At 66.5% G+C, this 20269-nt stretch carries 14 protein-coding genes; 7 read left to right on the top strand and 7 right to left on the bottom strand.

Annotation, left to right across the window (positions count from 1 at the left end; genetic code table 11):
- Window positions 1-129 precede the first annotated feature (129 nt).
- Genes D5041_RS03835 through D5041_RS03850 form a run of 4 tightly spaced genes read left to right on the top strand, consistent with a single transcriptional unit; the run spans window position 130 to window position 8153 of the window.
- Entirely contained in the window at window positions 130-648 is a 519-nt protein-coding gene (locus D5041_RS03835; RefSeq protein WP_265283909.1) for an NYN domain-containing protein, read from the top strand.
- A 20-nt stretch (window positions 649-668) separates the two neighbouring features.
- The gene (locus tag D5041_RS03840) at window positions 669-3992 is read left to right on the top strand and encodes a DUF1156 domain-containing protein (protein ID WP_265283910.1); all 3324 of its coding nucleotides are present in this window, start codon (window positions 669-671) and stop codon (window positions 3990-3992) included.
- Window positions 3993-4016: 24 nt separating this feature from the next.
- Window positions 4017-7301, top strand: coding sequence for a DUF499 family protein (locus tag D5041_RS03845; RefSeq protein WP_265283911.1), 3285 nt, complete (start codon window positions 4017-4019; stop codon window positions 7299-7301).
- A gap of 27 nt (window positions 7302-7328) precedes the next feature.
- Window positions 7329-8153 carry a three-Cys-motif partner protein TcmP gene (locus tag D5041_RS03850; protein ID WP_265283912.1) on the top strand — a complete coding sequence of 275 codons (825 nt, stop codon included), beginning with the start codon at window positions 7329-7331 and terminating at the stop codon, window positions 8151-8153.
- Here D5041_RS03850 and D5041_RS03855 read toward each other — a convergent pair.
- The 7 genes from D5041_RS03855 to ppc form a co-directional block, all read right to left on the bottom strand.
- Entirely contained in the window at window positions 8150-8893 is a 744-nt protein-coding gene (locus tag D5041_RS03855) for a DUF5131 family protein (RefSeq protein ID WP_265283913.1), read from the bottom strand. The genes D5041_RS03850 and D5041_RS03855 overlap by 4 nt on opposite strands.
- 103 nt (window positions 8894-8996) lie before the next feature.
- Complete coding sequence (locus tag D5041_RS03860) at window positions 8997-10295, bottom strand: THUMP domain-containing class I SAM-dependent RNA methyltransferase (protein ID WP_265283914.1); 1299 nt, start codon at window positions 10293-10295, stop codon at window positions 8997-8999.
- A gap of 20 nt (window positions 10296-10315) precedes the next feature.
- A complete protein-coding gene (locus D5041_RS03865) occupies window positions 10316-11893 on the bottom strand; it encodes an RNA polymerase factor sigma-54 (protein ID WP_265283915.1) in 1578 nt (525 codons plus the stop codon).
- The gene (gene lptB, locus D5041_RS03870) at window positions 11893-12660 is read right to left on the bottom strand and encodes an LPS export ABC transporter ATP-binding protein (protein ID WP_029554422.1); all 768 of its coding nucleotides are present in this window, start codon (window positions 12658-12660) and stop codon (window positions 11893-11895) included. The genes D5041_RS03865 and lptB overlap by 1 nt, the downstream gene beginning before the upstream one ends.
- 11 nt (window positions 12661-12671) lie before the next feature.
- Complete coding sequence (gene lptA / locus D5041_RS03875; protein WP_265258238.1) at window positions 12672-13322, bottom strand: lipopolysaccharide transport periplasmic protein LptA; 651 nt, start codon at window positions 13320-13322, stop codon at window positions 12672-12674.
- Between the two features lie 238 nt (window positions 13323-13560).
- Window positions 13561-14109, bottom strand: coding sequence for a phasin family protein (phaP, locus tag D5041_RS03880; protein WP_010105417.1), 549 nt, complete (start codon window positions 14107-14109; stop codon window positions 13561-13563).
- 305 nt (window positions 14110-14414) lie between these two features.
- Window positions 14415-17204 (bottom strand): phosphoenolpyruvate carboxylase, encoded by a 2790-nt coding sequence (gene ppc / locus D5041_RS03885; RefSeq protein WP_265258237.1) that lies wholly within the window; start codon window positions 17202-17204, stop codon window positions 14415-14417.
- A gap of 187 nt (window positions 17205-17391) precedes the next feature.
- Between ppc and hemC the strand changes: the two genes are divergently transcribed.
- The 3 genes from hemC to D5041_RS03900 are packed head-to-tail and all read left to right on the top strand — an operon-like array spanning window position 17392 to window position 20260.
- A complete protein-coding gene (gene hemC / locus D5041_RS03890; protein WP_265283916.1) occupies window positions 17392-18357 on the top strand; it encodes a hydroxymethylbilane synthase in 966 nt (321 codons plus the stop codon).
- Window positions 18342-19169, top strand: a complete 828-nt coding sequence (locus D5041_RS03895; protein WP_265283917.1) for a uroporphyrinogen-III synthase — start codon at window positions 18342-18344, stop codon at window positions 19167-19169. Before hemC ends, D5041_RS03895 begins: the two co-directional genes overlap by 16 nt.
- On the top strand, window positions 19166-20260 hold the full coding sequence (locus D5041_RS03900; RefSeq protein WP_265283918.1) for a uroporphyrinogen-III C-methyltransferase: 1095 nt from the start codon (window positions 19166-19168) through the stop codon (window positions 20258-20260). Before D5041_RS03895 ends, D5041_RS03900 begins: the two co-directional genes overlap by 4 nt.
- Window positions 20261-20269 lie beyond the last annotated feature (9 nt).

A 20269-nucleotide genomic window follows, 5' to 3' on the forward strand; every position in this document is an offset into this window, starting at 1 on the left:
AAAAAGAAACGCCTCCACGGGGGAGGCGTCGGGCCGGAGATGCGATCTTCGGCGGGGTTGAGCGCGCAATGTATCACAGGTGCCGGGGCTGTTGTCAACGACACCCGACTTCCGGGGGATGGGTCTGGCATGAACCGCGTCATCACCTACATCGACGGCTTCAACCTGTACTTCGGGCTTCGGAGCAAGGGGTGGCGTCGGTACTACTGGCTGGCCATGCGCAGGCAATCCCTCTACATCGAGGCGCTGCAAACCCTGCCGGATACGACGCTGCACTTCGGCCACTATCTGGACAAGCCGCGCCAGTGCCGCCAGTGTCACGCCCAGTGGATGGACTACGAGGAAAAGATGACCGACGTGAACATCGCCGTGCAAATGTTGGCCGATGCCTTCGACGATCGTTTTGATACCGCGCTGATCATCTCGGCGGACAGCGATCTTACGACGCCCGTGTCCAAGGTACTCCAGCGCTTTCCGACCAAGCGCGTCGTTATCGCAGAGCCACCTCGCCGTCACTCGACGGCGTTGTGCAACAACGCGTCCGGCTACTTCACCATCGGTGAGGCCAAACTCAGGGCGTCGCAGTTTCCAGACCCAGTGCAGCGCGCGGACGGTTTTGTGCTGCTGCGGCCGGCGCACTGGCGATAACGATAACCCAAGGCCCCAAGATGAACGATAAAGATAAAGACAAGCAGCGCCTGATCGAAGTCGCCTTTCCGCTCAAGCAGACATCCATCGAATCGGTACACGAGAAGAACGTGCGCCATGGGCATATCTCGACACTGCATATCTGGCCGGCACGTCGCCCCCTGGCGGCCAGCCGCGCGGCATTGATCGCCACGCTGCTGCCGGATCCCGGAGACAAGGAGAAGCGCGACGAGATTCTCAAACGCTTGGGTGGCACGCTGAACAAGACGCTGAAGAAAAAGAAGATGCCCAGCGGACGCGTCGAAGAAATTGAGGCGTGGGAGACCCAGGGAGGCGTCTTGCACTGGGGGCGCGAGCTTGGCCCGGACATGGATTGGTTCCGGGACGAGATCCGGCGCGTCTACGACGGCCGTCAACCCAAGGTGCTGGACCCGTTCTCTGGCGGCGGTGCCATTCCGTTGGAGGCCATGCGTCTGGGCTGCGACGTCACGGCGGTGGACATTAATCCGGTCGCGTGGTTGGTGCTCCGGTGCACCTTGGAGTATCCGCAGCGGCATGCGAACATGCGTCGGACATTGCCCGCATTTGTCGGTGCGGACGAGACGTTCATGACCGACTATCTCAAGGCAAAGGAGATGACGCCGGTGCAGATCAAGCGCCATCTCCGGGACGCGAAGACCCGGCATGCAGTCCTGCCGCCGACCAGCGTGATGGAAACGGTGGAACGTGGCGAGAGCCTGAGCTTGCTGGAGCATGCAGAGGTCGATGCCAATCTCATGCAGGCCGGCCTGGTCTGGCATGTCCGGGCATGGGGTCGCCGGGTTCTCGACAGGGCGCGCAAGGACCTCGCAAAGCTCTACCCGACCTACGCCGAGTACTGCTCCCTCAAGCCGTATCGGCGCGTCCATCTTGATGTGGAGGAGCCGCTGAAACGGGTGCCGATCGACGACGCTGGTCGGCACCAGGTCGAACTGCTGAATGCAGGATTCGACGCCGCGCATCTGGACAATCCCGCGAATCCGCGCTGGGTTGCGAAACCCACGGTCGCCTACCTGTGGGCACGCACGGTCAGCTGCAAGGCGTGCCGCGCCGAGCTTCCCCTGCTGAAGACGCGATGGCTCGCAAAGAAGGACAACAAGCGTGTGGTGCTGACCATGCGGCCTCGCGCTGACCGGAGTGGGGTGGAATTCGGAATCGACATGGATGCCAAAGTCCAGGGCAGCAACGCGGCGCAGCGGCGCGAGCACGATAAGAAGCTCAGCGCTGGAACGATGAGCCGCTCGGGCGTTACTTGCCCCTGTTGCGGAACGATCATGACGATGGAGGACTTGCGTCTTGAGGGACGGGCAGGTCGCTTGGGTAGCGTCATCACAGCCGTCGTTGTTGATGGGTTGGACGGAAAGGAATACCGGTTGCCAACCACCCTGGAGGTCGAAATCGCTAGTGCAGCCAACCAAGAGCTTGACCGTGTATTTTCCGAGGTGCCATTCGGTGTTCCAACTGAGCCGTTGGCGGGCTCAGATGCACCCGGTTTCCGCGTTCCTCTCTACGGCCTCGACCAGTGGAACAAACTCTTCACGCCCCGGCAATTGGTTGCGCTGGGCAGCTTTGCGCGTGCCATTGGGCAAGCGCGCGAGGAACTTGCCGGGGAGGGATATGGAACTGCCGAGATCGAGGCGTTGTCGGCGTATTTGCAGTGCGGGTTTGACCGAATGCTTGACTTCAACTCCAGCATCCTGGCGTGGATCACCAGCGTTGAAGCGATCGGACATACCTTTGTGCGTTTTGCGCTTCCGATGAACTGGGACTTTAGCGAGGCGGTGCCTATCAACGATGTTCGTGGTGGATGGTGGATGTGCCTGGACGCTGTTGCCGAGTCCATCGAGACCCTCTTGCGCGCCGCGAACCCGGTCGCGCCCGTGCCGACGGTGCTCAATCAAAGCGCCATCGAATGCCCTGATGCGGGTGCGTTCGACGTCATCGTGACAGACCCTCCGTACTACGACGCCATCCCGTACTCCGACTTGATGGACTTTTTCTACGTCTGGGATCGGCGACAACTGACCGATGTATCTGATGCCTACCGGCAGGCGTTTGCTGCCCCATTGGGGCCGAAGTGGCGCAACGACGCCAACGACGGTGAGTTGATCGACGACGCGTCGCGCTTTGGCGGCAACCGGGGGGCTTCGAAGCGCAACTACGAAGAAGGCATGGCCAGGGCGTTCAAGGCATGCCATACCTCATTGCGCCCCGAAGGACGCCTGGTCATCGTGTTTGCACACAAGCATCCCGACGCCTGGGAAACACTGGTGTCGGCCATCATCAGGGCGGGCTTTGTCGTCGATGGGTCGTGGCCCATACAGACCGAACAAGCGGCGCGCATGCGTGCACAGGGGTCGGCAGCACTCGCGTCGTCGGTGTGGATGGTCTGCAAAAAGCGCGACCCGCTTGCCCACGCCGGGTGGGACACCCAGGTGCTCAAGGAGATGGCGTCCAGCATCACCACCAAGCTGCGCGATTTCTGGGACGCCGGCATCCGCGGGCCCGACTTTATCTGGGCTGCCACCGGCCCGGCGCTGGAGGCGTACAGCCGCTATCCGGTGGTAAAGAGGGCATCCGAGCCCGGGGCGCTGATGTCGGTCGCGGACTTCCTGAGTCATGTGCGGCGCATGGTGGTGGACTTTGTCGTTGGCCGAGTGCTCTCGCACGGGCAGTCCGATTCGGCATCGGGTGAGCGTCCGCTGGACGGCGTGACGACCTACTACCTTTTGCACCGCAACGACTTTGGTCTGAAAGAAGCGTCGGCCGGTCCCTGCATCCTCTACGCCGTGTCCTGCGGCCTCTCGGAACGCGAGCTTGTCGACCATTACGAACTGCTGGCCCGTAGCGGCGCTGCGGCAAATGCCGAAGACGCGGAAGTTCCGGACGACGATGACGACGAAGCCGCATCGTCTGGCGGTGGCGGCAAGTACAAGCTCAAGGATTGGCACACGCGCAAGCACCGTTCGCTGGGAATGGAGACGCCCCGGGCCCCCGTGGTTCGGCTGACCGACAACAAGCCCCGAAAGCTCGACGGCACATGGACCGTCGGCCGCGCGATTCCGCTGATCGACCAGGTGCACAAGCTAATGCAGCTGTGGGTGGCGGGCGATGTCGTCAAGGTCAACGAGTTTCTGGACAGCCGTGCGCTGCGCCGCAGCCAGGTGTTCGTGCAGTTGATCCAGACCTTGATCGAAAAAAGCCGTGCAGAGGGATGCGCCGAAGAATGCGCGATCCTGGAGCGGGTACAAAACTACCTGCGCTCGGTGGGCAGCGCGGCACAGGCCTCGCTGGGGCTGGAATAAGGATAAGGACAAGGAGAACCATCGATGACCAAGACCACTACCACCAAGCCCTGGCACCAAGTCGTGCAGTTGCGCGATGACATCCTGAATCAGGAACTGTCGCAAAAGCAGTTTGCCGCCGACCTGTACGACGTGGTGATGGGCCGCAACCCTGGCGTCTACCATGACGCCAAGGAGTTCTTCGCGCTCACTTACCCCACGGTCAAGCTGCGCGACCTGGCGCGGGATGTCACGCAGCGTTTATCTGGCCGGTCCGAAAAGGCGGTGCGCCAGCTGCATATGACCTTCGGCGGCGGCAAGACGCATGCGCTGATCACGCTGGTGCATTTGGTGCGCGATCCCGCGACATTGCCCGACATTCCGACGGTGCAGCAGTTCCATGCGCACTGCGCGCTTGGAGGGAGCCTGCCCAAGGCCCGCGTGGCTTCGGTGGTGTTTGACCGGCTGGACGCGGAAAAGGGCATGGAAGTCAGCGCGCCGGACGGCAGTGTGCTGACGATCAAGATGCCCTGGAGCGCGATTGCGTGGCAGCTTGCCGGGCCGGCCGGCATGAAGCTGCTCAAGGACGATGGCACGGAGCGCAGTACCCCCCCCGCGACCGGCGTGATGGAGGACCTGCTCAAGCTCGCCCGCAAGGACGGGTCGGGGGTGCTGATCCTGTTCGATGAAGTGCTGTGGTTTGTGCGCGTGATGGCGAGCACCGATCCCGCGTGGATCGGGCGCATGCGCGAGTTCATGCACAGCCTGACCCAGGCCGTTGCCAAGGTGCCGCAATGCTGCCTGGTCGCGTCGCTGCTGGCATCCGACCCGGGAAAGATGGACGAACTGGGCAAGCAGATCAGCAAGGAGCTATACGACGAGTTCAAGCGGGTGGCCGACGAGGGCATACAGCCGGTCGAAAGCCAGGATGTGCCGGAAATCTTGCGGCGCCGTCTGATCAAGCTGGAAAGCCATACCGACCGCTCGCAGTGGCCCAGCCAGGTCTTTGGTGCGCTCAACGGCGTGCAGGGGATAGACGATTCCACGGAGAAAAACCGCGCAGCCGAGGAAAAGCGCTACACGGACGCCTACCCCTTCCATCCTGCGTTGATCGAGACCCTCTACCAAAAATGGACGCAGCTCGAAGGCTTCCAGCAGACGCGCGGCATTCTCAAAACCTTGGCCTCTGCGCTGCGGGACGCCGTCCAGTGGGACCAACAACCGCTCATTGGCGCGCAGATCTTTCTGGCGAACCCCACGACCCATGGGTTGAGTGACGCGGCACGCGAACTGGCAAACGTGGCGCAGCTGGAGCAGTACGAAGGCCGCCGGCAGGACTGGCCGGCGATCCTGGAAGCCGAACTGGTCCATGCCCGCAAGGCGCAGGACGACTTGCTCGGCGTGCGGCAGCGCGAGATCGAGCAAGCGGTGATATCGACCTTTCTGCACTCGCAGCCCATTGGCCAGCGCGCGACGACGCGCGAAATCAAGGTGCTGATCGGCGTGGGGGCGCCCGACCGGATCGAGTTGGACAAGGGCCTGTCACGCTGGTCCGGCGCGTCCTGGTACCTCGACGACATGCTCACGGGTGACCGGGAGGGTGGTCTGCCAAAAATGTGGCGCCTTGGGTCCAGGCCGAACCTGAAGCAGATGCACCACGATGCCCGGCAGAACGTCAGCGCGACCCTGGTTGACGAGGTGCTCGAAAAAGAAATCCGCGGCGCGGGCAAGCTGACCGAAAACGCGCGCGGCGCCGGCGCCAGGGTGCACATGCTGCCGGCACGGCCTGCGGACATCGAGGACGATGGCGAGTTCCACTACGCCGTGCTGGGTCCGAGGGCCGCGGGCAACGGCAAGCCCAGCGCCGAGGCCAAGCGCTTTATCGACGAGACAACCGGACCCGAGAGGCCGCGCGCGCAAAACCGCAACGCCGTGGTACTTGCGGTGCCTTCCAGGGATGGCATCGACGTGGCCCGGGAGAAGGTCCGCGATTTGCTCGGTTGGGAGAGGGTCCGCGAGATGCTCAAGGCGCGCAGCGACATCGACACGGCTGCGACGACCCGCCTGGAAGGCAATGTTCGGGTCGCACGTGGCGAGATGGTGTCGCAGATCGTCATGGCGTACTGCATCGCGGTGACGGTCAACGACGGAAACGACATCGCCGCGTACCGCATCAACGTTGACAACGAACCCTTGTTCTCCAAGATGCTGGCGGACAAGCGCCTGCGGATCGAGCGCACGGCCGTGAACGCGGAGGCCTTGCTCCCCGGCGGCCCCTTTGACCTGTGGAGTGCCGGCGACAAGGCGCGCTTCGTCAAGGACCTTGTCGGCGCGTTCGCCGCGACGGCCAGGCTGCCGAAAATGCTCAATCGGACGGCCATTCTGGAAACGTTGCTTCAGGGCTGTGAGCGCGGGAACTTCGCGCTGCGCGTCACGCGGGCCGACAAGTCGAGCCGGACCTTCTGGATGTGCCGCCCGGATGAGCACGCGATTCAGGACACGAGCCTGGAAGTCGTCCTCTCTGACGCTGCCACGCTCTCCGAGTTGGACCCGCAGCTGCTGGCGCCCGGCAAGTTGCCCGGGCTGTGGGACCAAGAGCCGATCACGCTCGCCGATCTTGGCCGGTATTTCTCGGGCACGCACTTTGTCGAAATCGACAAGGGGGGCTATACCGAAAACCTGCCGATCCCGGCTGCGACACCGTTGGCGATTGCAGACGCCACGGCCGGCGCGGTGAAGAGCGGTCGGGTGTGGCTGGTCAATGGGATGATCAGTGTGCTGTCTGAAGAGGTGCCGCCAGGATTCATCAACGAGTCCGCGCATCTGTTTTCCCCACCGCCGCCCGTTGCCGGCGTTGATGTTTTGCCCGCCCAACTCGCCACCGCATGGCAGGGGGATGAAAGCAACGCGCATCTGATCCACGCTGCGTTGTCCTCAAGAGCCGGAAAGCCATTGCCCTGGTCACGGGTCGCGCATGCGTTGGACGAAGCTTTCCGGATCGGTCTCATCGAGCGCAGCTTGGACTCCGGAGCATGGCCTTGCGATCCGGGGGGGGCGTCCGCCGTCAAGGTTCGCGCACGCAAGAGCGAAGCCCAGGAACCACCGCCAGCCAAGCACTACGGGTCAAAGCGTGCGGCGACCGAATTGCAAACCCATGAGGTCCAGGACCTGGCTGAAAACATCGACGCGCTGCGTGAAGCGACTGCCGGATATCCAATGCGTATTTGTGTGACTTTGGAGATTGGTGAAGATAGCCAAGTCGATCAGGCCGTGGTCGATAAGGTCAATGCCGTGTTGGAGCAAGTCAAGGCGGGGTGGAGGGTCGGGTAGAAGTTCACGAGAACCGGGAGTTGCGCAATGGGAAAGTTGATTGATGGAGACGATGGCCTGCTTGCAGAAAATGTTGGGGCTTGGACGAAGGAAAAGCACGAGTACCTTTGCCGCTACGTCGACATTTCGCGGGCAGTCCGTGCCCGATGGATCGGTCCTGACAAGGCCGGTGCGACCTATATTGATCCGTTTTGTGGAACTGGAAGATGCAAGGTGCGCGAGACGGGCGAATGGATCGATGGGGGAGCGGTTGCAGCCTGGAAAAAAAGCTGCGCTGGCGGGGCTCCGTTTACCCGGGTCTTCATCGGCGATCTTGATACGCAGCGCCGACAAGCTGCGGCTGCCCGTCTGCGCCAGCTGGGTGCGTCGGTCGAGGAGATGGATGGTGCCGCAGCGCATTCGGTACAGCAGATTGTCGCGAGCCTCGATCCCTATGGCTTGCACTTCGCATTCCTCGATCCGTTCAACCTTGGAGCACTGGACTTTGGCATGATCAAGTCACTGTCCAAACTCAAGCGGATCGACATACTGGTTCACATTAGTCAGATGGACCTTCAGAGAAATCTCCTGAGCAACACCAGGGGCGACAAGTCCGTGTTCGACCAGTTTGCACCTGGATGGCGGGGAAGCGTCGATCTCGCTCAACATCAATCAGGAATTCGGCGGGATCTGTTCCAGTATTGGCGGGATCAGATCGCCAGTCTCGGTGTGTGGCCCTCAACCGAGATGAAATTGATCACCGGCAGCAAGAATAATCCGCTGTACTGGTTGCTACTGGCTGCAAAGCACGAGTTGGCGCACAAATTCTGGGCAACTGCGTCCAATGTCGAAGGCCAGGGGGAGCTGTTTTAGGGGTGAGGCGCGGTGGGGTAAGCATCCCAGGTACGGCCACGAAAAACGCGCCCGTTTGCTTTCTTGTGGCGTTTCACGCCGTCTGCTCCCCATCCGCCCCATTGTTTGAAGAAGAACGCTGCACCTACGGCTTCGGCCTGGATTTGGAGGTTTGCGACCCATTCTTCGCGCATGGGTCGGGCCTTGTGGCCCGATTCACCTCCAACGATCACCCAGTGAATGCCACCCAGGTTGACGGGGCCGATGTCTTCCAACAGCGGCTCCACCGACAGGAAGCGAATTGGTACATTAATGTTGCGCAGATAGTCGATGCGCGGGACGCCGTACTTTTTGTCTTCCACCGACACCCCGAGCCACAGGTTTTCCGGGCAAGGCCGGGTCGCAAAGTACGTAGGCAAGCGCTCGGCCCGCTTGGTCAGTATTTGGTACGTGTGGTGAGGTGTGGACTCGATGATCGAGAAGACGCGATTCAAGAACGCATCAGGTACTTCTTCGTGAAACAGGTCACTCATGCTATTCACGAAATAGACGGTTGGCTTTTTTCTCTCAAGCGGTTGTCTTAGTCGGCTGTCATGTAGTGTGAGTTTGAACTCGTTTTCATAGCCTGCAGCCCCCATCGCGTGGAGACGGCGGGCCATTACCTCCGCGTAGCAGTTCTTGCAACCTGGTGACACCTTGGTGCATCCGGTCGTCGGATTCCAAGTCTGCTCAGTCCATTCGATGGTCGACTGTGTTGCCATACCAGTTTCCTGTTCAGTAAGTCGTTGAATTTGCGGTCCGGGTCTGCGTAGTATCCTCGCACACTAGGATTGGTGCTGTAGCCAGTGCCGCTAGCGCAGGCCCTTATTGCGCCGGGTCTTGAACGCCATCGGCCGCAGCGGCTGGCGCGGTACGCGGCGTGCGCATTGATCCTGCCGTCAGGTCAAAGCGCAGCAGGCGGCACTCGATGGGGCCGTTGTATAGCGGGACGCGGCGTGCGGCTTGCAGGTGCAGCTTGCCGGGAAGTTTCGGGTCCGGGGTCAGTATCCAGGCTGTCCAGCCGGCGTAGTTCCTTTTCCAGTGCGTGGCGAGCTGGCGCAGGAATTCGCCGCCCTCGTCGGTGTGCGCTGCCTCGCGGCCCACGGCCAGGCCGCGGGCCCGGTCCGCGGCGCGTGCGGCGGCGTTGCCGCCCGCGACACCGGCTGCGGCGATGCGCTCGCCATACGGGGGGTTGAGCAGCATCACGCCGGCCTGCGCGCAGGGGGGCTGGCGTTGCAGCGCGTCGCCGCCGCGCAGTTGCACGGCGTCGGCGACGCCCGCGCGCTGGGCGTTGCGCGCGGCGAAGTCAACCATGCGGAAGGCCACGTCGCTGCCAAAAATGGGTACGGGGCTGGGTTGGATGGCGCCTGCGGCCTCGTCTTTCATGGCGGTCCACGGCTGCGCCTGAAAGGGCAGCAGTTTTTCAAAGGCAAAGCGCCGCCGCATTCCGGCGGGAATGCGGCAGGCGATTTGTGCGGCCTCGATGGCGATGGTTCCGCTGCCACAGCAGGGGTCGTACAGCGGCACGGGTTGCGCGCCCAGCGGGTCCCAGCCGCTTGCGGCGAGCATGGCTGCGGCGAGCGTTTCCTTGAGCGGCGCGGCGCCCGTTTCCTCGCGCCAGCCGCGTTTGAATAGCGGCTCGCCCGAGGTGTCGATGTAGATCGTGGCCTCGTCGGCGCTCAGGTGCAGGTGGATGCGCACGTCGGGCCACTGCGTGTTCACGTCGGGTCGCACGCCGCTCTGGGTGCGGAAGCGGTCGGCCACGGCGTCCTTGACCTTGAGCGCGGCGAAGTTCAGGCTTTGCAGCGGGCTGTTCCGGGCCGTGGCTTCGACCTTGAAGCTTTGGCGCGGGGTGAACCAGGATTCCCAGGCCACTTCGCTGGCCGCGGCGTACAGGTCGTTTTCCGAGCGGTACGGGCGCTGCGCCAGCCGCACCAGCACGCGCTGGGCCAGGCGGCTGTGCAGGTTCAGCCGCAGTGCGTCGCGCCACGCGGCACGCAGCAGCACGCCGCCGCGGCCCGTGAGCAGGTCTTGCCCCGTCAGGCCGGTGATGCGGTGCACTTCGTCGGCCAGGTACGGCTCCACGCCTGCTGCGCAGGGAAGGAAGAGCGGGAGTGGGTGCATGGGGCCGTGCATGGCGGTTATTAAAGCGCCTTGCGCAGATTCGCCGGCGCGATCTTCAGCGCCTCGCGGTATTTGGCCACGGTGCGGCGCGCGCATTCGATTCCCTGCTCCTTGAGCAGCGCGGCGATCTGGCTGTCTGACAGGGGCTTGGCGGGGTTTTCCGCGGCGACGAAGCGTTTCATGAGCGCGCGCACGGCGGTGCTCGATGCGCTGCCGCCCGTTTCGGTGCCCAGGCCCGAGCCGAAGAAGTACTTGAGTTCGTAGGTGCCGATGGGCGTCGCCATGTACTTGGCGGTGGTCACGCGGCTGATGGTCGATTCGTGCAGGCCCAGTTCGTCCGCAATGTCGCGCAGCACCAGCGGCCGCATGGCCAGTTCGCCGTGCGTGAAGAATTTCTTTTGCCGCTCGACGATGGCGCGCGAGACGCGCAGGATGGTGTCAAAGCGCTGCTGGATGTTCTTGATGAACCAGCGTGCCTCTTGCAGGCGCTGCTGCATGCCCTGGTGGCCTGCGCCGCCCTTGTAGCCGCGCAGCGCGCCGGCGTAGATGTCGTGCACGCGCAGGCGGGGCAGTACGTCGGGGTTGAGCTGGACGATGAGGTGGTGCTGGCCGTCCCGCCCATTCATGCGCCCGGCCTTGCGCACGATGACGTCGGGCACGACGATGTTGCGCTCCACGTCCGCAAAGCAGCGGCCCGGGCGGGGCTCCAGGCGGGTGATCAGCGCCATGGCCGCGCGGGTGCGTTCCTCGTCGCCGCCGCAGGCCTGGGTGAGCCGGCGCACGTCGCGCCGGGCGAGCATTTCCAGCGGTTGCTGGCAGATGCACAGAGCGGTTTGCACGGTGTCGGGGTCGGCCTCCTTGTCCTGGGCCAGGGCGTCGAGTTGCAGCGTCAGGCACTCGGCGAGATTGCGCGCGCCCACGCCCACGGGCTCCAGGCTTTGCAGCAGGTGCAGGGCCACCGTGAACCGGTGCAGCAGTTCTTCGATCTGCTGCGGGTCGTCCGGACCGGCCAGGCTGATCGCCAGCGCTTCGGGCGGGTCCTCCAGGTAGCCGTCGTCGTTGAGCGATTGGATGAGGAAGTGCAGCGCGGCGCGGTCGGTCTCCGACAGGCGCAGCACCAGGGCCTGGCGTTGCAGGAACGCGGTCAGCGATTCCTGCGTGCGCGCCAGCTCGGTGGCGTCGATCTCGTCGCCTTCGGCGTCGTTGCGGTTGCGCGAGGGCGCGTCGCCGCCCCACTCCGCGTCGTTGGGCGCGATCTCCACGCTGCCGTCGCCGCCCCAGTCGGGCTCCTGCGCCGCGGTGTCCCAGGCGTCGGCGTCCCCCCCCGGCGTCTCGGCGCTGCTGCCCGAGGCGCCGGCAAAGAGCGCCTCGTCGGCGCCGTAGTCGTCGATTTGCACGGGCGTGTCCGCGGCGTCGAGGCCAAACTCCTCGCCCGGCGCCGTGTCCGCCGCGCGCTCGAGGAACGGGTTTTCGTCGAGCATCTGCTCGATCTCCTGCGAGAGCTCGAGCGTGGACAGTTGCAGCAACCGGATGGACTGCTGCAGCTGAGGGGTCAGTGCCAGATGCTGCGAGACGCGCAGCGACAGACCGGGTTTCATCACATTCTGAAATGCTCGCCGAGGTAGACGCGGCGCACCTCGGCGTTGGCGACGATTTCGGCCGGCGTGCCCTGCGCGAGCACGCGCCCGTCGCTGATGATGAAGGCGTGGTCGCAGATGCCCAGCGTCTCGCGCACGTTGTGGTCGGTAATCAGCACGCCGATTCCGCGTGCCTTGAGGAAGCCGATGATGCGCTGGATCTCGATCACGGCAATGGGGTCGATTCCGGCAAACGGCTCGTCCAGCAGGATGAAGCGCGGCCGCGTGGCCAGCGCCCGGGCGATCTCGACGCGGCGGCGCTCGCCGCCCGACAAGGCGAGCGCGGGGGAGGCCCGCAGGTGGTCAACGCGCAGTTCCTGCAGCAGGGCCGTCAGGCGCTCTTCCAGGGCGTCCCGGGAGAGCGGCAGGTGGTCGTCCCCGCGTTGCAGTTCCAGCACGGCGCGCACGTTTTCCTCGACCGACAGCTTGCGGAAGATGGATGCCTCCTGCGGCAGATACGACAGGCCCAGGCGCGAGCGCCGGTGGATCGGCATGTGCGCGACCGAGCGGTCGTCGATGCGGATGTCGCCCGCGTCGCTGCGCACCAGCCCCACGATCATGTAAAACGAGGTCGTCTTGCCGGCGCCGTTGGGGCCGAGCAGTCCAACGACCTCGCCCTTTTGCACGGCCAGCGAGACGTCCTTGACGACCTTGCGGCTGCCATACGACTTGGCCAGGTGCTGCACCTCCAGGCGGCTGCCCGCCTGGGTGCCAGGGCCGGCATGCACGGGTTGCGCGCTCACTTGTCGCCACCAAGACGGTTGCTCGGGCGCAGCACGGGGGCTGGCAGCGTGGGTGCGGCTGCAGCAGGGGGCGCTGCATCGTCCTTGGGCGGGGCCTTGGGGGCCAGCACCGCGCGTGCGCGGCCGGTGGGTGCGCCGCCGGCGCCGCTCGAAGATGCGCGCTCGCCGTCCACCGTGAGCACGTCGGTCAGGTTGTTGTAGACGATCACGGCGCCCGTGATCTCGTCGCTGAGCTGCGCACCGCGGTAGCGGCGCAACTCAGCGCGGCTGACGAAGCGCATCCTGTCGGCCTTGCCGTCGTATTCGATGACTTCGCTCTCGCCCTCGACGAATTCGTCCGGCACACCCGCCGCGGTATCGCGCTTTTGGCGAAAGAAGGCGCGTTTTCCGGCCTCGGCGGTGAGTACGCCGTGCTGGTAGCCGTCGGTATCCTGGCGCAGTTCGAGCCGCGCGCCGCGCAGCAGGATCGAGCCCTTGGACATGACCACGTGGCCCGAAAACGCGCTCGTCTGCTTGAGCTCATCGTGGCGCAAAGTGTCCGCCTCGATGTTCATGGGCTTGCCGCGGTCCGCCCTTTCGGCATGCGCCGTTCCCAGGGGACAGGCGAGGGCCGCGAGCAGGAGGACGGGGGGGATGCGGTGATTCATGGGGCATGATTCTTGCGGGAATTCATTTAACTCATTGTATCCACCGGCTTGCGCGGCCCAAGCGGCTCCGCAGGGGTGCGCCCCGGTTTTTCATGCGCCAAGTGCACCCGGAAAGCGCCCGAAAAAAAGGCCCGGCTATGAACCCGGGCCTGAAAGGATCCCGGAAACGGAGGTTTCGCGAGGATCCAAGGAGACAACTGGTGCGCCAAGGGCCTGCGCGCTCCAGGGCGCAGATTGCTTAGCGCTTGCGCGGAACGGCGGCCTTGGCCGCGTTCGCTGCGGTGTTGGTTACGGCGTTGAAGTTGGCTTCGGCCACGTCAGACGCTTGCTTGACGGCTTTTTGCACCGATTCAAACGCATTGTTGGCCGCAGAGACGGCGCTCTTCATCACGGCCACGGCGGTTTCGGAACCGGCGGGGGCGTTCTTGGACGCGCTGTCGACCAGGTTGGAGAAGGTCTTCTGGGCGTCGGCGGCCTGCGCTTCAAAGGCCCTGCCGAACTCGGTGCCGGTGCCCGAGGCGATGTCGTACAGGTGGCGGCTGTATGCGGCGGTCTTTTCGGCCAGCGGCTGGAACAGGCTCGCTTGCAGCGCCAGCAGTTCCTGCGCGTCCTTCACGCCGAGCACGGCCTGGGTGTGCTCGGCGGCCTCCGTTAGCGCGGCGCGCGAAGCGCTCACGTTCAGTTCGACCAGTTTTTCCACGCCCTCGAAGGCTTTGGTGGTCAGACCGAACAGGGTCTCGATGTTGGCCTTGTGCGAGGCCAGGATTTGTTCAGCGGTCAGCGTCATGTCATGTTCCCGAAAAATGCGGCCCCGGGGGCCAAGGTTGGCTTGCAAAGTACTTGCCGAAGTATCTGCGCTGCTTCCAATCCGGAGAGTCATGTTGCAGTGCAGCATGGAAACGCATCTTAGGGACTTGCCGCGCGATTGCAAGGGAAATTTTGTTGCAGCGCAGCAAATCAAGGTAACTGCCTGAACGTTCTGCATCGCGCCGCGCCGGTTGCGCCGTGTCCGGGGCCGCCGGCGCGGGCGGAATGCGCGGTCGCCGAGCCGCGCAGCGCCCTTGCGAATGGCCGGCGCATGCGATCGCGCCCTCACCCGGTATTGCGCAAGCCGGCCGCAATCCCGTTGATCGAGATGTGGATCCCGGTCTGCACGCGCTCGTCGCCCTGCCCGGCGCGCCAGCGGCGCACCAGTTCCACCTGCAGATGGTGCAGCGGGTCGATGTACGGAAAGCGGTGCGCGATGGACCGGGCCAGCGCCGTGTTGTGCGCCAGGCGCTGCGCGTCGCCGGTGATGCGGGTGAGCGCGTCGGCCGTGCGCTGCCATTCGGCCTCGATGGCGTGGAAGATCTTTTTGCGCAGGCGGGTGTCGGGGACGAGTTCGCTGTAGCGCGAGGCCAGCGCGAGATCGCTCTTGGCCAGCACCATGTCCATGTTCGACAGCAGCGTGCGCAGGAACGGCCACTGGCGGTACATCCTCTGCAGCAGTGCCAGCTGCGCCCCGGGGTCCTTGCCCTCCTGGTTCACGAAGGCCGCGACCGCGGAGCCAAACCCGTACCAGCCGGGCAGCGTGAGGCGGCACTGGCCCCAGCTGAAGCCCCAGGGGATGGCGCGCAGGTCTTCGATCTTCTGGCTGGCCTTGCGCGACGCGGGGCGCGAGCCGATGTTGAGCTCGGCGATCTCGCGGATCGGTGTGGCGTGGAAGAAGTATTCGGTGAAGCCCGGGGTCTCGTACACCAGCGCGCGGTAGCTGTCCATGCTGGTGCGCGAGAGCGCTGCGGCGGCCTCCAGAAACGCCCGGGGGGCGGGCTTGGTGGGTTGCAGCAGCGTGGCCTCGAGCGTGGCCGCCACCAGGGTCTCGAGGTTGCGGCGGCCGATCTCGGGGTTGGCGTATTTCGATGCGATGACTTCGCCCTGCTCCGTCAGGCGGATCTGCCCGCGCACCGTTCCCGGCGGCTGCGCCAGGATGGCCTGGTAGCTCGGGCCGCCGCCGCGCCCCACGGTGCCGCCGCGGCCGTGGAACATGCGCAGCTGTATGCCGTGGCTCGCGGCGAGTTCGTCGAACAGCTGCACCAGCGCGATTTCGGCGCGGTACAGCTCCCAGTTGCTGGTGAAGATGCCGCCGTCCTTGTTGCTGTCGGAGTAGCCGAGCATGATGTCCTGCTCGCCGCCGCTGCGCTGCACCAGCGCGGCCACGCCGGGCAGCGCGTAGAACGCGCGCATGATGTCCGCGGACTGCGCCAGGTCTTTGATGGTCTCGAACAGCGGCACCACGATCAGGTGGCTGCGCGCCGGGGAGTCGAGCGTGCCGTCCATCAGGCCGACTTCTTTTTGCAGCAGCAGCACTTCGAGCAGGTCGCTCACCGCTTCGGTGTGGCTGATGATGTAGTGGCGTATGGCCTCGTGGCCAAAGCGTGCGCGCAGCGCGCGCGCCGCCTCGAAGATCGCGAGTTCGCCCTGCGTGTGCGCGCCGTACCGGGCGCCGACGACGCGCAGCGGGCGCGCGTCGTTGAGCAGCCCGATCAGCAGCGCGCACTTGGCGGCCTCCGGCAATCCGGCGTAATGGGGCTCGACGCGGGCCGTGGCGAGCAGCTCGGCGAGCACCTCCTCGTGCTTGTCCGAGCTTTGGCGCAGGTCCACCGTCGCCAGGTGAAAACCGAACACCTGCACGGCGCGGATCAGCGGGTGCAGGCGCTCCGCGGCCAGGGCCTGGCCGTGGTGCGATGCGAGCGAGGCCTCGATCACGTGCAGGTCGGCGAGAAACTCCTGCGCGTCGGCGTAGGCGTTCTGCGGCGCGACCGCATGGCGCGCGGCCTCGCCGCCGGTCAGCTCGCGCAGCGTCGCGGCCAGGCGGGCGTAGATTCCCGTGAGCGCGCGGCGGTAGGGCTCGTCCCGGCGGTGTTCGCTGGTGTCGGGCGAGCGCAGCGCCAGCGCCTGCATCGCGTCCGAGACCTGCACCAGGCGCGCGGACAGCGAGAGCTCGCCGCCCAGGTAATGCACCTCGGTCAGGTAGTGGCGCAGCGCCACCTCGGACTGGCGGCCGAGCGCATGCTCCAGGGTCTGCGCCGTGACGTTGGGGTTGCCGTCGCGGTCGCCGCCGATCCACTGGCCCATGCGCAGAAAGCTGTGCACGGGGTGCGGACCAAGTTCGTTTTCCAGCGCGGCGTAGATCTTGGGGATCTCGCGCAGGAAGGTGGCCTCGTAATAGGAGAGCGCGTTCTCGATCTCGTCGGCGACGGTGAGCCGGCTGTAGCGCAGCAGGCGCGTCTGCCACAGCTGGGCCACGCGCGCGCGCAGCCGGGCCTCGTTGGCGGCCAGCGCGCGCGGGGTCAGCGCGTCCGGGGCGCCGCCGTGCAGCCGGGCGTGCGCCTGGACGTCGTCGCGCGCGGCGAGCAGTTGGGCGATGCCGCGTTCGGCGTCCAGAATGCTCTTGCGCTGCACCTCGGTGGGGTGCGCCGTGAGCACGGGGGCGACGTGGCTGCCCGCCAGCGTCTGCGCGATGGTCTGCGGCGTGATGCCCGCGCGGCGCAGGCGCGACAGGGCCAGCTCGATGCTGCCATCCTGCGTGTCGCCCGCACGCTCGTGCACGGCGCGGCGGCGGATGTGGTGGCGGTCTTCGGCCAGGTTCGCCAGATGGCTGAAATAGGTGAAGGCGCGGATCACGCTCACCGTCTGCTCGCCCGAGAGCGACTTGAGCCGCTTCTTGAGCGCGCGCTCGGCCTGCGGGTCGGCGTCGCGGCGGAAGGCGACGGAGAGCCTGCGCACCTGCTCCACCAACTCGTACGCGGCGACCCCCTCCTGCTCGCGGATCACGTCGCCCAGAATGCGCCCCAGCAGACGGATGTCGTCGATCAGGGGTTGGTCCTTGTCGGATGCTTGCATGCGGGTATCTCCGGAGTGGATGGGGGGTGTCCGGCGCGACCGGCGGCGGGGAAATCCGCGGCCAAGGCGGGCTGACGGGCCACGGGCCGCGCCGCTACGGCGTGGCGCGGGCGCATGCTAGCATCGCCCGCCCGTCCAAGCGCATATCTCGCGCATATCTCGCATATCTCCCGGCAGGCTACGAATTTTGAGCGGCACGCATCCCATCCCCCTCGTCATCGCCACGCGCGAGAGCCGCTTGGCGCTCTGGCAGGCCCGGCATGTGCAGGCCCTGCTCCAGGCGCGTGGCCACGGCGTGCAGCTGCTGGGCATGACGACCCGGGGCGACCAGATTCTGGACCGCTCGCTGGCCAAGGTGGGTGGCAAGGGCCTGTTCATCAAAGAGCTCGAAGCGGCGCTCGTGCAGGGCCGTGCGCAGATCGCCGTGCACTCGCTCAAGGACCTGCCCATGGACCTGCCCGCAGGCCTCTCCCTGGCCTGCGTGCTGGAGCGCGAAGACCCGCGCGACGCCCTGGTCTCGGCGCGCTACGCGGGGCTCGACGCCCTGCCCCGGGGCGCGCGCGTGGGCACCTCCAGCCTGCGCCGCCAGGTGCTGTTGCAGGCGCTGCGGCCCGACCTGCGGATCGAGGTGCTGCGCGGCAACCTCGATACGCGCCTGCGCAAGCTCGACGAAGGCCGCTACGACGCCATCGTGCTCGCGGCCGCGGGCTTGAAGCGCCTGGGCCTGGAAGCGCGCATCTGCGCCCTGTTCGAGCCCGCGGCCATGCTGCCCGCAGCCGGCCAGGGCGCCCTGGGAATCGAGGTGCGCAGCGATCGCGCGGACCTGATCGCCGCGCTGGCCCCGCTGGCGCACCAGCCCACTTGGCTCACGGTCGCCGCCGAGCGCGCCGTGAGCCGGGCCATGGGCGGCAGTTGCTCGACGCCGCTGGCCGCCCACGGCGTGCTGACCGGCGCCGTGCTGCGGCTGGACGCCGTGTGGGGCGAGCCGGAAGGACGCGCGCCTCTGGTGCGCGCGCAATCGAGCGCGCCCGTCGCCACCCTGGCGCAGGCCGAGGCGCTGGGCAGCGCCGTCGCCCGGCGCCTGCACGCCGGTGGCGCCCGGGGCAGCGGCCCGGCCCCGGACGGGGCACCGACGCCATGCCCCCCCGGGTGATCGTCACGCGGCCCGCCGACGCCGCCGCGCACTGGGTGCGGCAACTGGGCGCACGTGGAATCACCGCCGCCGCGCTGCCGCTGATCGGCATCGGCCCCTGCACCGACCCCGCTGCGCAGCAGGCGCTGAGCCAGGCCCGCGCGCGGCTGGCGCAGCACCACTACCGGGCGCTGATGTTCGTCAGCGGCCACGCCGTGGCCCATTTTTTTGCATCGAATGCTCCGAACGGGCCGTCGATGGCGCCGGATGTTCATTCCCTGGTTGCGGCAAAAACGCGGGCCTTCGCGCCCGGCCCCGGAACGCTCCACGCGCTCGTTCTGGCGGGCGTCCCGCGCGCCTGCATCGACGGCCCCGCGCCCGACGCGGCGCAATTCGACTCCGAAGCGCTGTGGCAGCAGGTGGCCCCGCAAATCCGGCCGGGCGACCGCGTGCTGATCGTGCGCGGGCGCTCCCGGGGCGCCGAAGACGCCGTGCAGGGCACGGGCCGGGACTGGTTTGCGTGCCAGATCGAGGCGGCCGGCGGGCAGGTGGAATGCGTGGTGGCGTATGAACGCAGCGCACCCCGGCTCGGCGCCGCGCAGCGGGCGCTGGCGCAGCAGGCGGCGCAGGACGGATCCCTCTGGCTGCTGAGCAGTTCCGAAGCCGTGGCCCACCTGGCCGCGGCCCTGCCGGCCCAACGCTGGGCTGCGGCGCAGGCCCTGAGCACGCACCCGCGCATCGCGCAAGCGGCCCGGGCGCTGGGTTTTGGCCGCGTGCACGAATGCCGCCCGGCGCTGGCGGACGTGCTGGCCTCGATAGAATCGGCCGCATGAGCCCCGCGCCCACCAAGGACCTGCCCGACGCGTCCTCAGCCCCAACTGCCCCCGCGGCCCCGGTCGTTCCGGCTGCCCCTGCCGCCGCACGCGGCACTCTGGTGGGCATGGTGCTGCTCGGCGCCCTGGCCGCGGCGGCGCTGCTGGGCAACGGCATGCTGTGGCAAAAGCTCGGCACCATCCAGGAACAGCTGGCGCGGCAGTCCGCGGACTCGGCCGCGCTCGCCATCGAGGCCCGCAGCATGGCCCGGCAGGCCGAAGAACTGGTGCGCGACACGGCGGCGCGCCTGTCCGTCGCCGAAACCCGGCTCGGCGAAGTGGCGCTGCAGCGCAGCCAGCTCGAAGAGCTCATGCAGAGCCTGTCGCGCTCGCGCGACGAGAACCTGTTGGTGGACATCGAATCCGCGATCCGGCTGGCGCAGCAGCAGGCGCAGCTCAGCGGCAGCCTGGAACCCCTGGTGGCGGCGCTCAAGAGCGCGCAGCAGCGCATCGAACGCGCGGCGCAACCGCGCCTGACCCCCGTGCAGCGCGCCATCGGCCTCGACCTCGACCGCCTGTCGCGGGCCAGCGTGACCGACACCGCCGGCCTGCTGGCCCGGCTCGACGAACTGGTGCGCCAAGTGGACGAGCTGCCCGTGCAAAACGCCGTGCTCCAGGCGGGCGCCACCCGGCGCGGCGCGGCGCAGGCGAGCGCGCCCGCCGACCGGCGCGGCCTGGCTGGCTGGCAGGTCGCGCTGCAGCGCGGCTGGGAGGTGCTGCGCGACGAGGCCCGCAGCCTCGTGCGCGTCAGCCGCATCGATCGGCCCGAGGCCATCTTGCTCGCGCCCGAACAGAGTTTCTTCCTGCGCGAAAACCTCAAGCTCAAGCTGCTCAACGCGCGCCTGGGGCTGCTCGCGCGCCAGTTCGAAGCGGCGCGGGCGGACCTCGCCGCCGCCACGACCGCGTTGAACAAATACTTCGACCCTGCGTCGCGCCGCACGCAAAACGCCGCCACCGACTTGCAGCAGGCGCAGGCCGCAATGAGGGCAGCGCCATTGCCGCGGCTCGACGAAACCCTCTCCGCGCTGGCCACGGCCGCTGCGGGGCGTTGAGGCGGCGGT

Source organism: Verminephrobacter aporrectodeae subsp. tuberculatae (genome assembly GCF_026127385.1).
In the GTDB taxonomy this organism is placed as follows: domain Bacteria; phylum Pseudomonadota; class Gammaproteobacteria; order Burkholderiales; family Burkholderiaceae_C; genus Acidovorax; species Acidovorax aporrectodeae.

Excerpts from the sequence above, each read along its gene's own strand:
- D5041_RS03860 (WP_265283914.1), bottom strand. The coding sequence starts at position 10,295 with ATGCACCCACTCCCGCTCTTCCTTCCCTGCGCAGCAGGCGTGGAGCCG.
- D5041_RS03835 (WP_265283909.1), top strand. The coding sequence starts at position 130 with ATGAACCGCGTCATCACCTACATCGACGGCTTCAACCTGTACTTCGGG.
- ppc (WP_265258237.1), bottom strand. The coding sequence starts at position 17,204 with ATGCAAGCATCCGACAAGGACCAACCCCTGATCGACGACATCCGTCTG.
- D5041_RS03850 (WP_265283912.1), top strand. The coding sequence starts at position 7,329 with ATGGGAAAGTTGATTGATGGAGACGATGGCCTGCTTGCAGAAAATGTT.
- D5041_RS03845 (WP_265283911.1), top strand. The coding sequence starts at position 4,017 with ATGACCAAGACCACTACCACCAAGCCCTGGCACCAAGTCGTGCAGTTG.
- D5041_RS03865 (WP_265283915.1), bottom strand. The coding sequence starts at position 11,893 with ATGAAACCCGGTCTGTCGCTGCGCGTCTCGCAGCATCTGGCACTGACC.
- lptA (WP_265258238.1), bottom strand. The coding sequence starts at position 13,322 with ATGAATCACCGCATCCCCCCCGTCCTCCTGCTCGCGGCCCTCGCCTGT.
- phaP (WP_010105417.1), bottom strand. The coding sequence starts at position 14,109 with ATGACGCTGACCGCTGAACAAATCCTGGCCTCGCACAAGGCCAACATC.
- D5041_RS03855 (WP_265283913.1), bottom strand. The coding sequence starts at position 8,893 with ATGGCAACACAGTCGACCATCGAATGGACTGAGCAGACTTGGAATCCG.
- D5041_RS03900 (WP_265283918.1), top strand. The coding sequence starts at position 19,166 with ATGAGCCCCGCGCCCACCAAGGACCTGCCCGACGCGTCCTCAGCCCCA.
- D5041_RS03840 (WP_265283910.1), top strand. The coding sequence starts at position 669 with ATGAACGATAAAGATAAAGACAAGCAGCGCCTGATCGAAGTCGCCTTT.
- D5041_RS03895 (WP_265283917.1), top strand. The coding sequence starts at position 18,342 with ATGCCCCCCCGGGTGATCGTCACGCGGCCCGCCGACGCCGCCGCGCAC.